Genomic DNA, 14,149 nt, shown 5'->3' with positions numbered 1-14,149 from the left:
TATCAGGGCTAGAGTTAAAGCTGCAGATAATAGTTGGAAGGTATTTTCAACTAAAGAAAAGACGTTGGAAAAAGCTGAGCAAGTAGCAAAAACCACGTTCTTCACAGGCAAGAGCCGTGTAGCTCAGGGCCAGCCTGAGTTTGCCTCAAAGAAATTTTCTTATTACTGCTCGCTATATAAAGATGAGCTGATTGCTCAAATGAACGCTGGCACAGCCAAGACCGTTTTTGCGACCTATATCCTCATTGTTGATAAATGGATCATCCCTCTGCTTGGCGACAAGGAAATTACAACCATTGACGATGACGCAATTTTTGAATTTGAAAAAATGCGCCAAGATAAAATGGGAAGGGTTCCGGCAAAAGGAACTATAAATCAGCACAATGTTGTAATACGCGCCATCCTGTCGCTAGCTGCTCGCAAAAAGGCTATCAGCAGAAGAGACTTTCCAGTTCTAACCGTAAAAGACAAAGGCAAGCGGTCAAAACGTAGGCCATACTTTACGGAAGAAGAGCTCGAACGTTTGCTTGAGTTCTTGGTCGAATGGTCTGCGGCTGAAGGTAAAAGCTTTATCACGACTTATAAACGCACAGTTTTGATGTACTACATAGATTTTCTTATCAATACCGGCATTCGTCCCGGCAAAGAAGTTGATAGGCTCCAATGGAAACACATTGATATGGAGTTCAAGAAGGACGGTGTTTCGTTCGTAAAAATAACCGTTCCTGTTGGGAAAACTAGAGACGGCGCACCAAGAGAGCTAATTGCGCAGCATTCAGTCAGACAATCTCTCGCGCGTTTGCATCGGCATACAAGCCCATCCAGCCCTGAAGCTTATGTTTTTGCAATGCCTGACGGCAGGCCAGTTACAGGTCTCAGCGAAATGTTCCGCAATGCGCTAGAGGAAGCCGATATGCGCTTTGCTCCAAATGGGCAGCCCAGAACCCGGTACAGTGTCCGCCATAGTTTTGCGACAAGAATGATTGCGGAATATGGGATGGACGCCCAAAGGCTCGCTCATCATATGGGATCTAGTCCACAAATGATTAATCAGCATTACTATCACGGTGATGCCAGCAGAGACGCAGAGGTATTTGCTGGTGAAGATGCTTACTCAGAAGAGTTACAGGAATTCATTAATGATGCGGACGAGAACGCTTCCGACGAAGAATTGGCCGCTCAGATAACGGCTCAGGTTTTGGCAGCGATCAAAACCCGGAAAAAATCGAAAAAAGGTTAATACGCTGAACCTATACAGCTACCCCAAAACAGGCTCGACAACCAATAATGCAAAACGGAAAATAAAAAGGGAATGAAGAATGAGTGTAGCATTCGAAAAATTCGAAGAGTTATCCCTGAAATCCCGGCCCTCTTCCAGCAATTCAGAGGGATAATCACGGATTTCCTTGTAATGATTATTCCAGGCGATCAGCTTGAGATCCTTGTCGAAGGCGACAATTCCCTGCGTCAAAGAACCAAGGACGGCCTGTATCAAGTTCGTCCGTTTGGCCAATTCTTCTTCCGCCCGTTTCCTTTCGTCTATTTCCGCTCCAAGCCGGCGATTCCACCCGACAACAAAGGCAATGATCAATAGCACACCGCCACCGGCGGGCACCGCCCAGATAAGGACAGTTTTCATATCAAGACCAAACTTGACCTCAACAGCCATCCAGGCATTCCTGATCGTGGTTGATTGCTGTTTATCGATAGAGGCTAGCGCCTTATCCAGAATGGGTACCAGTTCCGGCCAGTCCTTGCGAACTCCCATGGACAAATCGATGTTGTAGGATGTCGGCACTGCGATTTTAACATCGTCCAGGCTCAGGCGTTCTTTCTCGTAACTGATAACCCACAGGTTTTCGAAAGCGGTATCAATCTTGCCTTCTGACAAAGCCAGAAGCAGGGCGGCGACGCTGTTCATTTCGATGAAATTCAGCTTGGGGAAATCAGCGCGCAACAATTCAGCGGAGGCATAGCCGGTTACAACACCAACTGATTTACCCTCCAGGTCACCAACTTCGCCGACAACCGGCCCATCCTTGTGGGTAGCGATTACCATGGGAACCTTAACGTAGGGTTTGGTGAAATTCAAAAATGCTTCACGTTCCGGGGTGCGGGCTACCGCTGGTAAAACATCCAGTTCCCCGAATTTGATTTTTTCTATAGCTTGTGACCAATTGATACCCGGTACGGCTTGCATGGATAATTCCAGACGTTTTGAAATGACGTCTATATAACCCGAGCTAACCCCCGAATACTTGCCGTCCTCATCAACGAATTCAAAAGGCGGCCAGGATGTATCAACGCCCAAGCGAATGTTTTCGTGTTCCGATAACCATCCCTGCTCATCTATGCTCAAGCCAAGCTTTTGTCTTTCAGTTTTCGTCGCCGATATCCATTTTCCGATTTCGGCTCTTTCTTCTTCTTCAGTTATGGCATCCAGGCCTTTTTGCAGGATGGACTGCAATATTGGCTCATCAATACGCGAAAAGAAATGTAAGGGCGATGCCGGGAAGACTGACTGGCTAATTCCCTTCAAACCGATGATGGCATTGGTTTTTATGGTATGTTCAACCACCATTTGCGCTTCAATCAGGGCGTCCACTTCGCTATTCAGGACCGCGTCAATAGACGTCATGAGATTGTTTGTCTCGACGATAGTCGCCTTGGGATATTTGGCACGGATCTTGGGAATAGTGCCGTATCCTTTAACGACGGCAATGCGTTTATCCGCAATATCTTTAATCGAACTGATATCGGTACTGCCATCTTTTACATAAACGTATTCCCGCATATAGAAAAATGGATCTGAATACAGGCCGTATGTGGCTCGCTCTTCAGTGAAATAAGTGGCAGGAAGTAAATCGATTTTTCTTTCCTTAAAATCTCCTAATAAAGAAGCCCATTCGTCACCAACAATTTCAAATTTCAGGCCCGTTGCGTTGCTGACTCGTCTCAGGAACCCACCCGCCAATCCTTGAAGATTCCCGGAATTGTCTAAAAAAACAAGGGGGGCCCATTGTTCCACGCCCACCTTGATGGTGCGGTTTTCTACCCATGCCCATTCCTCCGCAGTGAGATCGGCCATTTGCTGCTCACTAAAAAGCCACTTGCTTCGCAGTGCCGCCATCTCTTTGGCGGATATCGAGCCCAAGCCCTTCTGGATGATGCCTGCGACGAGCGGTCGGCTTCGGTGGACACCGATCAGCAGCTCTCCCTGACGGGTATCGACCGAGGCGGCTACCTTCAATCCCATGGACCGGAGCTTTGATTTGTCGGCACTGATCCAGGCAAGATAGGCGTCACCATTACCTGACGCCAGTTGCTCCAGGGCGTAGGCTTCGCTGTCCGCCTCGATGATGTTGGCGTCTGGCAGATCTTTTTTTATTTTTCGGATCAGGGATGAGCTGTTTCGCACCCAGATGGTTTTTCCATTCAGTGCGCGCCATGATTTTACGGATCCGTCGATATCCTGGACGACCATATCGGCCGGGTCGTAGTGGTAAGGGGTCGAAAACAGGAAGGTTTTCTCGCGCTCCTTGGTCCAGCCTAGCGACATGATGCCATCGAGGTCGCCAGAAGCTGCCTTGTCATAGGCCTCCTTCCAGGTATCGAAAGGAATAGCGACGATATTTGCCCCCAGGTGCTTGTTGATGAGCTTGAGCAAGTCACTGTGCAAGCCAGAGTGGGTGCCATCATTATTGGTAAAATCAAAAGGTGCGTAGTCCTTGAGGACCGCCAGACGAATAATCGGATGGGCCTGCATCCAGCCCAGTTCATCGGCTCTCAAGGTCACGGGCATATCCATGGAGGCGTCCTTGGGAAATAACCATTTGTTGCGAACGGCCGTCAATTCCTCGCGACTGATGGCGTTCAAGCCCTTGCGAAGAATACCCAATAATTCTGGTCTGTCTTTGTGAATGCCAATGCGCAGCGAACCGCCTTCTGAGTTGCGTGTCAGGGCGATCTTCAATCCGTCAACAGGGTCAGAGCGTTGAGCGTTGCCATAAGGAAGCAGCCAGGAAACATGAATATCCGCTGCGCCACTTTCCACTTGCTTAAGGCCATCAGCTTCAGATTCGACGGTAATAAGGGCACCATCGCCAAGCATTCCCTGGATTTCCTCGATAATTGAAGCACCCTTGACGACGGAAACGTTTTTGCCGTTCAGGTCCTTCCAATCCAGGATATCGTTGCTGGTGCGCGGCACAATGGCGATGATGGGATCGAAGGCATAGGGCTTGGTGAACAGGACGGATTTTTCGCGTTCAGGCGTAATTGACAGACTGAAGGCGCCGTCAACCGTACCCCCCGTGGTGGCCTTGACCACTTTGCCCCAACTGTCGAAAAATTCCGGTACAATGTTGATGCCCAGTTTCTGATTTAGCATGTTGATGAGATCGGCGTTCATTCCCGAGTAGTTGCCCGCTTCATCAATCACATCGACCGGCTGAATGAAAGTCGTCACCGCCAGAGTTATGGCCGGATTGGCGTCCAGCCATGCTTCTTCTTCAAGGGTAAATTCAACCTGTCCGCCCGCCCCGGCGTAAAAATGATCGGACGGGCTGGACATCCACAATTTTTCCAGTTCATGCAGTCGGTCGATGGAGACTTTTCTAAATCCCTCGTTGATGAGTTCGAGAAGAGCCGTTTCACCCTTGCGCACGGCGGGCTGGACATAATTGGAAAACAGGATTTTTTCACTTCGGGTGAGGACCCCCCTGATACCAAAGGATGCCAGATCTGCATCCACCGATGGTACCTCGTTGAGGATCGCGCGGACGTCGCCGTTGAGCAGCTTGAGGATCAATTGGTCGTCGCTTTTTGAGGCGACGGCCTTGATGTCGGGAAAATTATCTTTCAGAAACTGATGCTGGTAGGTTTCAGCCCACACGCCCACTTTCTCGCCTGCCAAATCTTTGAGTGGAACCATCTCGTCCTCGCCAGCGCGGAAAAACAGGGCCGTATGAATTTGGTGGATAGGTTCGGCGAAATCAGCCCATTCGGCGCGGGAAGCATACTTGAACATACCGAAGTGGGCATCGACCTTGCCAGTGCGCAAGGCTTCAAGGGTTTCCTCCCAGCCGGAAGCAACAAACTCAACAGGCGTACCCGTGGCTTCGCTCCAGGCACGCCACATCTCCACCGCCAAGCCGGTTGCTTCACCGGTTGGTCCGATCAGGCTGTATGGAGAATAGGCCCTGTCGATGGCGATACGAAGAGGTGCTGGCGCATCAGTAGCTTCTTGGGCTGTAGCAAGGGGCGACAGTCCAAAAAGCATGGCTATCAGGGACAGCAAACCGAGAGCGCGCTTGGGGCTTACCAATTTACCCGATAGTAATGTCATCTAGAAAAATCCCTCTTCCCGTCCGCGCCTCTGCCGGGTTTTGACCTGCTATCACATACTCTCACTGGCTCTTGTATGGTGCTGACAATGATCCAAGTAAGATGAAGAGCAAACTATAGCAAATACAGCCGGATATTTGCATGACAAGAATCAGATCGAGAACACATTGTCCGTTATGTCCATCATCGGCAAGGGAAAGGCCCAGGTGACCGGTTTTGAGTATCAATGACCAATATATAAATCAAAACGCAATCCTATGAGACCAAGCCTTGTTGCCGCCATCCAAAATGCTGCTATTCTGGGGGCTTGGAAGCTTTTTGGACACAGTCCCGATGACATTGCGCGCCCATGGCAAGTCCTGGAATGAATTCGCCCGCTGGTGTCAGGCACGTCGCCTGAAGCCGTTGCCGGCCCACGCCTGGACTCTTGCTACCTTTGTGCGTTGGTGCGAGCCGCGCTACGATTATGATGAAATTATTGCCATCACCAAGGCGATTGCCCGCCGCCACCTGATTACCGGTCATGCCGATCCCGAACGACATCCCATGGTCAAACGAACCTTGGCGATGATTGAGCGGCGCATCTCAAACAAGCATCAGCGTTCGGCCCTGTTTGACGATGATGTTTTCAACAAAACCAAAGAAAAGCCTGTAATTGCGGAAGAACCACAAGACCTTGTCGAAAAACCGAAACGCGGCCGCCCTGCCAAACGGGTGCTGAAATCCATGCGCTCGTCACCGAAACTGGTGCGTCGGCGTCGTTAGCCCGGAAATGCTCTAGTTGACGTTAATCACCTTGACGACGCTGTATTCTTCATCCGAACCGGGGCGGATCAGACGGATTTCGCCCGTGTATGCGCCTTTCGGCCAGGGTTCTTCACTTCTGTTGATGCCGGCATAGGCAAAACGGCGTGCCTCTTTCTTTTTCAGGGTTGTGGTATGCGCCAGCATGGTTTGGCCTTCCGGCCCGGTGATGATAAATTGCAGTTTGTCGCCCCGGTTTACCCAGAACATATCCGTCCACAGGGCGATGACCGGGGATTTCTCGAACAACACTTCGCCACCGTACAAGCCTTCGCGGGCGATACGGACGTTGGGTGTGGTTGAAGAGAAACCGGCGCTATAGAGCGCTGTCGGTTCGTACAGCATCGACAGCAAGGCGTTGGTTTTCCATAGTGGGGCCTTGCCGATACCGCATTTCTTGGTTCTTCCAAGACCGGCGAAAGGATCAACGACCTGCTCATTGTGTTTGACCTGAATATGAACATGGGGAAATTCGGTCAGGCCCGACAGGCCAACAAGACCGATTGTCTGTCCAGCTTCGACCTCGTCATCCTTGGCGACGATGACGCTGCCGCGAAGCATGTGGCAGTACTGGGTTGTCCAGCCATTACCATGATCAAGCAGGATGCCATTGCCGCATTCCTTGCCTTCAACTGATGAGGGGCCGCCACCCTGATTGAAATCGATATCGCGCATATCGTTTCGGACGCCACGCACGATCCCCGTTGCGGAGGCATATACCTCAACCCCTTCGCGCATAACGCTGGCATCCATAACCGCGATGTCTGTTCCCTTGTGGGTATCGTATGAAGCATTACTGCACATATAGTCGCTGACACCCAGGGTTGGATCCATATCGACGTAGTTGACGATCCAGCAATCAATGCCCGGCGAGCAGCGAAGAGGCATCTCCATCCTGAAGGGCTCCTGGGCTGTGGCGGGCAGGGCGGCAAAGGCAAAGGGCAAAAGCAGACCAGCCACGAATTTGCGCGACATGGCACGGTAGCCTGGGTTGTTTTTAGTCCCCCCTGCGCGGGATTTGTTTTTTATCGGTCGCATCGCTCATCAATAGCAATTTTTTTAAGCCAAGGGAATGTTCCGATAGTGCCAACAGCGACTTGTTTGCAAAACACTATCGCAGTATATTGCCCGGCACGCCAATGCTGCACTGCAGCATGGCCCCGGATTTTAATCACCAGAATAACGAACGGACCCAGGAAATGACCTATCACGAACTGCACGGTTATTACTTTGAAGATCTAGAAGAAGGCATGACCGACGTATACGGCAAGACCATGACAGATGCCGATATCGTCATGTTTTCGGGGATTTCCGGGGACATTAATCCTGTTCACCTGAACCATGAGTTCGCTAACGAAACCATCTTTGAAGGGCGGATTGCCCATGGCATGTTAACGGCCAGCCTGATTTCGACTGTTGTCGGAACCAAGTTGCCGGGGCCGGGTTGCATCTACGTAAACCAGGCGCTTCGTTTCAAGGCCCCGGTCCGGGCCGGGGATACGGTCACGGCCCGTGTCACCGTCACAAAACTGGTGCCTGAGAAGAGATTTGCCGAGTTGAAGACGGTTTGTCTGGTCGCTGACAAGGTGGTCATTGATGGTGAAGCCACAGTTATGGTTCCTGCCAGGGGCTGATTCCGCTTGACCCGTCAGGGACCTACGGACATCTTCTTGCCGCAATGCAAATATTCAGACACTTCGAAAATCTGCCAGCCGAAGTCCGGGGCGCTTCCGTCGCTATCGGCAACTTCGATGGTGTCCACCTGGGGCACCGGGCGGTTATCGGCGAAGCCGGGCGTATTGCCCATGATCAGAATATTCCGTGGGCTGTGCTCAGTTTTGAACCCCATCCACGCTCCCTTTTCATGCCAGAGGGCGAACCCTTCCGGCTGACACCGTTCAGAACCAAGGCCCGTCACATTGGCGACTTGGGGGTCGATAATCTGATTGTCCTGCATTTCGATGAGGCTTTTACCAACCTTAGCGCCGATGATTTTATCAAACAGGTGCTGGTTGAAGGTTTGGGGGCGCGCCATGTGGTCTCCGGTTATGATTTTGTTTTTGGCCATAAGCGGGCCGGAAATTGCGAACTGCTTCTTCATAAAGGGCAGGAAGAAGGTTTCGATTTTACCTGTGTCAGCGCCGTCGATGATGGGCAGACGGTTTACTCATCAACCGGTATCAGGGAATGCCTGAAAGCGGGCGATCCCCGCGCTGCAGCTCTTTTACTGGGCCGGGAATTTGAAATTGACGGCCGGGTTGAACGTGGCGACGCCCGCGGGCGGACGATTGGCTTTCCCACGGCGAACCTGCATCTGGGGGAATACCTGCGTCCGGCCCATGGTGTTTATGCGATCCGCGCCGGTATTGATGAAGCAGGTGCGACACGCTGGTATGACGGGGTGGCCAACTACGGGAGCCGCCCGACCTTTGATAAAAAAGACACTATTTTCGAGGCCCATCTGTTCGATTTCGACGACGACCTGTATGGTCAACACCTGCGCATTGCGCTGGTTGACTTTTTACGTCCCGAAAAGAAATTTGACGGCATTGATGATTTAAGGGCACAAATCGCCATTGATAGTGATAATGCACGGCGGATTCTGGCCCAGGATAAAAAATGAGTATTGATTACAAACCGACGATTTTTCTGCCCCGTACCGACTTCAAGATGAAGGCCGGGTTGGCCCAACGTGAGCCGAAGATGCTGGGGCGATGGCAAAAACTGGACCTTTATCGCCGCCAGCGGGATGCCGGCAAAGGCCGCGAGAAGTTTATCCTTCATGATGGCCCGCCCTACGCCAACGGTCACCTGCACATCGGTCACGCCTTGAACAAAATATTAAAGGACGTGATTTCGCGCTCCCAGCAGATGATGGGCAAGGATTCCAACTATGTTCCCGGTTGGGATTGCCACGGTTTGCCGATCGAATGGAAGATCGAGGAAAAATATCGCGAGGCTGGCAAAGACAAAGACGAGGTGCCGATCGTCAAGTTCCGCCAGGAATGCCGCGAATTCGCCGACAAGTGGATCGATATCCAGCGCGAGGAATTCAAACGACTGGGCGTCATTGGTGACTGGGACAACCCCTATACCACCATGGCCTACGCCGCAGAGGCGCAGATTGTGCGCGAGCTTGGCAAGTTCCTGATGGATGGGTCCCTGTACAAGGGGGCCAAGCCTGTGATGTGGTCGATTGTGGAGAAGACCGCCCTGGCTGAAGCCGAAGTCGAATACCACGATCATACATCGACCACTATTTTCGTGCGCTTCCCGGTTGCCAAGTCAAGTATCCCCGAACTGTCCGGGGCAGACATCGTGATCTGGACAACAACACCGTGGACAATCCCCGGCAACCGCGCCATCGCTTACGGCGACGATGTTGATTATGTCGCCTTGAAGGTCACTGGTATTGGCGAGGAAAGCCTGGCCCGGGTTGGCGAGACGTTTGTTGTCGCCAAGGCCCTGATCGCCGAGGTTTGCAGCGCCGCCGGAATTTCCACCCATGACGTCGTTCATGCGCTTAAGGGTGCAGATCTGGCCGGAACGGTCTGCCGCCATGGCTTGCACGAACTCGATGACTATTACAGCTTCGATGTGCCCATGCTGGCTGCAGGGTTCGTTGAAATCGACACCGGTTCCGGATTCGTACACATTGCCCCGGGTCATGGTGCGGATGACTGGGAATTGGGCATCGCCAACGGTATTGCGGTTCCTGACACGGTTGATGCGGACGGTACGTTCTTTGACCATGTCGGCCTGTTCGCTGGTATCCCGGTGATGGAAATCGGCACCAAAAACAAACCCTATTATCCCGGCAACAAGGTGGTCATTGAAAAGCTGACCGAGGCTGGCAGTTTGCTGGCTTCGGGAAAGTTGAGCCACAGCTATCCTCATTCCTGGCGTTCCAAGGCGCCGTTGATTTTCCGCAACACGCCGCAGTGGTTTATCTCCATGGATAAAAACGGCCTACGCGAAACCGCCCTGAAAGCCATAGGCGACACCCGCTTTGTCCCCGAAGCCGGGCGCAATCGTCTCAACGGCATGATCGAAACCCGTCCTGACTGGTGCGTCTCGCGGCAAAGGGCCTGGGGTGTGCCGATTACGGTTTTTGTCCATAAAAAAACCGGCGAACCACTCAGGGATGAAAAAGTGCTGGAACGCATTGTCGAAGCGGTCGGCGAAGAAGGCGCTGATGCCTGGTTCGCCTCTGACCCGTCGCGCTTCCTGGGCGATGATCATAACGCTGAAGATTTCGATCAGGTAACGGATATCCTTGATGTCTGGTTCGATTCCGGGTCGACCCACAGTTTCGTTCTGGAAGCCCGCGATGATCTTCAATGGCCCGCTTCGCTGTATCTTGAAGGGTCCGACCAGCATCGCGGCTGGTTTCACTCGTCTTTGCTTGAATCCTGCGGCACCCGTGGCTGTGCCCCTTACGACGCGGTCCTGACCCATGGCTTTGTGATGGGCGGGGACGGTTATAAAATGTCCAAGTCCCTGGGCAATATCGTTTCCCCCCATGATGTGGTCAATGTTAACGGGGCCGATATTCTGCGCCTGTGGGTGGTCGGTTCAGATTATTCCGAAGACCTGAAAATTGGCCCTGAAATCATCAAAAGCCATACGGATGTCTATCGTCGCCTGCGCAACACGTTGCGCTTCCTGCTTGGCAACCTGAACGAATTTGAGGACAGCGAACGCCTGCCGATAGCCCAGATGCCGGAACTGGAACGCTGGGCCTTGCACCGGTTGTGGGAAATGGACGCGATGATTCGCAAATCATGCGATGACTTCCACTTTCATCCGCTGTTTACCGAACTGCATAACTTCTGTGCTATCGATCTGTCAGCCTTCTATTTTGATGTCCGCAAGGACAGCCTGTACTGCGACCGCGCCACATCGACAAATCGTCGCGCCGCCCGAACGGTGCTGAACGAAGTCTTTAACTGTTTGACCGCCTGGCTTGCGCCGTTCATCTGCTTCACGGCAGAGGAAGCATGGCTGGAGCGCAATCCGGGTGAAGAAGAAAGCGTTCACCTGCGCCTGTTCCCGGAAATTCCCGACGAGTGGCGCGACGATGCCTTGGCCGCCAAATGGTCAAAAATCCGCCGTCTGAGAAGGGTCGTTACCGGCGCGCTGGAGGTCGAACGGGCCGAAAAAAGAATTGGCTCAAGCTTACTGGCTGCCCCTGTCGTTTATGCCGACGAGGAATATACCGATGCCCTGTCTTCGCTGGCCAGCGATGAACGCGGCGATTTGTTCATCACATCCGGCGTTCGTTTTGACAGTGGCGCTGCCCCTGCTGACGCCTTCACCCTTGAAGATGTTGCCGGAGTCGCTGTGGTGCCGGAACTCGCCAAGGGCGAAAAGTGTGGGCGCTGCTGGAAGGTTCTTGAAGATGTTGGCTCCAATCCGAACCATCCTGAAGTCTGCCCACGTTGCGCCGATGCCGCTGAACACAATCCGGGTCCGACTGAATGAGCGATGGAAGGGAATACGGATTTTTAAGGTTGGGGCTTCTCGTAGCACTGGCCGTTATCATTCTCGATCAACTGACCAAGTGGTGGATCGTTTTTGATGTCATGGCGTCACCCAGAACCATTGCTGTTTTCCCGTCCTTTAATCTGGTCATGGGCTGGAACAGGGGCGTCAGTTTTGGCATGTTCGATGGGGATTCTCCCTTAAACAAATGGCTGCTCATCAGTCTGGCGCTGGTTGTCGTGGCGGTTTTGCTGATGTGGTTAAAGCGGGCCGAGGGCCGTCTTGTCAGCTATGCCCTTGGTCTGATTATCGGCGGGGCGATTGGAAATGTTATCGACCGCATCCATTTTGGCGCGGTTGCCGACTTTCTTGATTTCTATATTGGCGATTATCACTGGCCGGCCTTCAATATTGCCGATGCAGGGATTACTGTCGGTGCCGTTATTTTAGTGCTAGACTCCTTGTTTAGAGGGCCTGAACAGAATAAAACAGGCACAGACGAAGATGATGCGGAAAAAAATGACAAATAAGACTTCCATTTTGCTGGCGCTGCTAATTGCCGTGCCGGTTCTCGCTGGCTGCACAACGCAGGAAAGTAACGTCTTTGGCGAAGACAAACGTGCACCCGATGAATTTGCCGTCTACTCCCGTGCGCCCTTAAGCCTGCCACCTGACTTTGGTCTGCGTCCGCCCAAACCCGGCGCTAACCGTCCGCAAACCCTGACGCCACGAAACGATGCCAAAGAAGCCCTGCTGTCCAACGCCGGGGTCCCTCCTGCCACGGCTGCGCAAACAGCCGCCCAGGCAGAAGCAGACAAGAGCCCCGGAATTATAGCCCTGTTGACCAATGCCGGTGCTGACCAGGCTAATCCGGACATCCGATCCCTCGTCAACAATGAAACGGCGGCCCTGTCAGGGAACAATGACGAAAATTTTGCTGACAGTATTCTGTTTTGGAAACAAACCACGGGCCTGAAGGGTGCGATTATTGATCCGGCTGTCGAAGAACGTCGTATGCGCAGGAAACAGGCTTCAGGTGATGTCATTGAGGAAACCCCGGCACCGACAATCCAGCGTGAAGGTGGTGGCGACTCGTCCAGAAACGGCGAAGAAAAAGGCTTCTGGGGGAGTTTGTTCGATTAATCCCGTTTCGCGCGGCCTGACGTGGCTTTCCCTCGTTCTGGCGGGTTTGACCGCTGTTCTCTCGCCACTTGATGCCGTGGCGGGACACGGGGTTTTCAACCCGCAAACATTCACACTCGCAAACGGGATGCAGGTGGTTGTTGTTTCTAACCACCGGATGCCTGTTGTCACCCACATGCTCTGGTACAAGGCCGGGGCAGCCGACGAGGCGCCCGGCAAGACGGGTTCCGCACACTTGCTTGAGCATTTGATGTTCAAAGGCACCGAAAGCTTCCCTTCGGGGGCATTTTCAAAAAATGTCGCCCGTGTTGGTGGTTCGGAAAACGCTTTCACGTCGCTGGATTACACAGGTTACTACCAAACTGTCGCCGTCCAGCATCTTGAAAAGATGATGACCATGGAAGCCGACAGGATGCGCAATCTTATCCTCGACCCCGGGGAGGTCGATACGGAACGCCTTGTCGTGCTTGAGGAACGCCGCCAACGTACTGACAATGATCCCGGCGCTATTTTGCGTGAACATGTCAATGCAGCGTTGTTTCTGAATTACCCTTACCGTCGCCCGATTGTCGGCTGGGAGCATGAAATTCGCGCCCTGAACGTTGATGATCTGCGGACCTTCTATCGAAAATGGTATAGCCCCGGCAATGCCGTTCTTGTCGTTGCTGGCGATATCACTATGGCAGAGTTGAAACCCGTTGCCGAAAGAACCTACGGGAAGATTCCGGGCTCTCCCTTTGTGGACCGCGCGCGCCCGGGTGAACCACCGCAAAGCGCCTCCCGGCGCATAAGTCTGAAAGATGCCCGGGTTCGTCAGCCATCGTGGAGCCGCACCTATCTGGCGCCAAGTCGTCATACGTCCATTGCCGGTGGGCCCGAAAGTCTGCACAGCTACGCCCTTGAGGTTCTTGCCGGGGTTATCGGTGGCGGCGCTACAAGCCAGATCTACAAAGCCCTGGTGGTTGACAGGAAACTCGCCGTTTCTGCCGGGGCCGGTTATGGGTCCGGCTCTTTGGGACCGACACGCTTTTCCTTTTATGCTTCCCCGGCACCCGGCGTCAGCATGGAAACCCTGGAGCAGGCGATGGAAGAAGAAGTCGCCAAACTGCTTGACCAGGGAGTTAAGGAAGAAGATGTCGGGCGGGTAAAAAAGTCAATGATCGCAGAGGCCGTCTATGCCCGCGATTCCCTGTCCGGTGGGGCCAGGGTTCTGGGTTCGGCGCTGGTTTCAGGCCGCACAATCGAAGATGTCGAACAGTGGCCACACCGCATTGACGCGGTGACGCTGGATCAGGTCAATGCGGCGGCGCGTGCCGTCCTTGATGGCAGGCCCTCTATCACGGCCGTCCTCGAAGGGAAGGCATCGCCATGA

10 protein-coding genes are annotated in these 14,149 nt (G+C 53.0%); 8 read left to right on the top strand and 2 right to left on the bottom strand.

Translation table 11 applies throughout. From position 1 onward, the window contains the following. On the top strand, positions 1-1,240 hold a 1,240-nt coding region (locus HOL66_07645; GenBank protein MBT5244103.1), incomplete at its 5' end, for a tyrosine-type recombinase/integrase. Positions 1,241-1,258: 18 nt separating this feature from the next. Here the strand turns inward: HOL66_07645 and HOL66_07640 are convergent. Next, on the bottom strand, positions 1,259-5,347 hold the full coding sequence (locus HOL66_07640; protein ID MBT5244102.1) for a transporter substrate-binding domain-containing protein: 4,089 nt from the start codon (positions 5,345-5,347) through the stop codon (positions 1,259-1,261). Positions 5,348-5,679: 332 nt separating this feature from the next. Between HOL66_07640 and HOL66_07635 the strand changes: the two genes are divergently transcribed. Continuing rightward, complete coding sequence (locus tag HOL66_07635) at positions 5,680-6,111, top strand: hypothetical protein (GenBank protein ID MBT5244101.1); 432 nt, start codon at positions 5,680-5,682, stop codon at positions 6,109-6,111. 12 nt (positions 6,112-6,123) lie between these two features. Here the strand turns inward: HOL66_07635 and HOL66_07630 are convergent, their stop codons facing one another. Beyond that, positions 6,124-7,125, bottom strand: coding sequence for a M23 family metallopeptidase (locus tag HOL66_07630; protein ID MBT5244100.1), 1,002 nt, complete (start codon positions 7,123-7,125; stop codon positions 6,124-6,126). Between the two features lie 224 nt (positions 7,126-7,349). Between HOL66_07630 and HOL66_07625 the strand changes: the two genes are divergently transcribed. Genes HOL66_07625 through HOL66_07600 form a run of 6 tightly spaced genes read left to right on the top strand, consistent with a single transcriptional unit; the run spans position 7,350 to position 14,149 of the window. After that, positions 7,350-7,784 (top strand): MaoC family dehydratase, encoded by a 435-nt coding sequence (locus HOL66_07625; GenBank protein MBT5244099.1) that lies wholly within the window; start codon positions 7,350-7,352, stop codon positions 7,782-7,784. Between the two features lie 44 nt (positions 7,785-7,828). Next, positions 7,829-8,773 carry a bifunctional riboflavin kinase/FAD synthetase gene (locus HOL66_07620; GenBank protein MBT5244098.1) on the top strand — a complete coding sequence of 315 codons (945 nt, stop codon included), beginning with the start codon at positions 7,829-7,831 and terminating at the stop codon, positions 8,771-8,773. After that, positions 8,770-11,634 (top strand): isoleucine--tRNA ligase, encoded by a 2,865-nt coding sequence (locus HOL66_07615; protein MBT5244097.1) that lies wholly within the window; start codon positions 8,770-8,772, stop codon positions 11,632-11,634. Before HOL66_07620 ends, HOL66_07615 begins: the two co-directional genes overlap by 4 nt. Further along, positions 11,631-12,164 carry a signal peptidase II gene (lspA, locus tag HOL66_07610; GenBank protein MBT5244096.1) on the top strand — a complete coding sequence of 178 codons (534 nt, stop codon included), beginning with the start codon at positions 11,631-11,633 and terminating at the stop codon, positions 12,162-12,164. The genes HOL66_07615 and lspA overlap by 4 nt, the downstream gene beginning before the upstream one ends. Continuing rightward, positions 12,154-12,777, top strand: coding sequence for a DUF3035 domain-containing protein (locus HOL66_07605; GenBank protein ID MBT5244095.1), 624 nt, complete (start codon positions 12,154-12,156; stop codon positions 12,775-12,777). The genes lspA and HOL66_07605 overlap by 11 nt, the downstream gene beginning before the upstream one ends. After that, on the top strand, positions 12,674-14,149 hold the full coding sequence (locus HOL66_07600) for an insulinase family protein (GenBank protein ID MBT5244094.1): 1,476 nt from the start codon (positions 12,674-12,676) through the stop codon (positions 14,147-14,149). Before HOL66_07605 ends, HOL66_07600 begins: the two co-directional genes overlap by 104 nt.

It is taken from the genome of Rhodospirillaceae bacterium, assembly GCA_018662005.1.
Classification (GTDB): Bacteria; Pseudomonadota; Alphaproteobacteria; order Rhodospirillales; family JABHCV01; genus JACNJU01.
This window is presented reverse-complemented; position numbering and strand designations above follow the sequence as displayed.

Bases quoted from the DNA above. Each gene is read 5' to 3' on its own strand.
- HOL66_07640 (MBT5244102.1), bottom strand. From the start codon at position 5,347: ATGACATTACTATCGGGTAAATTGGTAAGCCCCAAGCGCGCTCTCGGT.
- HOL66_07635 (MBT5244101.1), top strand. From the start codon at position 5,680: ATGACATTGCGCGCCCATGGCAAGTCCTGGAATGAATTCGCCCGCTGG.
- HOL66_07630 (MBT5244100.1), bottom strand. From the start codon at position 7,125: ATGTCGCGCAAATTCGTGGCTGGTCTGCTTTTGCCCTTTGCCTTTGCC.
- HOL66_07625 (MBT5244099.1), top strand. From the start codon at position 7,350: ATGACCTATCACGAACTGCACGGTTATTACTTTGAAGATCTAGAAGAA.
- HOL66_07620 (MBT5244098.1), top strand. From the start codon at position 7,829: ATGCAAATATTCAGACACTTCGAAAATCTGCCAGCCGAAGTCCGGGGC.
- HOL66_07615 (MBT5244097.1), top strand. From the start codon at position 8,770: ATGAGTATTGATTACAAACCGACGATTTTTCTGCCCCGTACCGACTTC.
- lspA (MBT5244096.1), top strand. From the start codon at position 11,631: ATGAGCGATGGAAGGGAATACGGATTTTTAAGGTTGGGGCTTCTCGTA.
- HOL66_07605 (MBT5244095.1), top strand. From the start codon at position 12,154: ATGACAAATAAGACTTCCATTTTGCTGGCGCTGCTAATTGCCGTGCCG.
- HOL66_07600 (MBT5244094.1), top strand. From the start codon at position 12,674: ATGTCATTGAGGAAACCCCGGCACCGACAATCCAGCGTGAAGGTGGTG.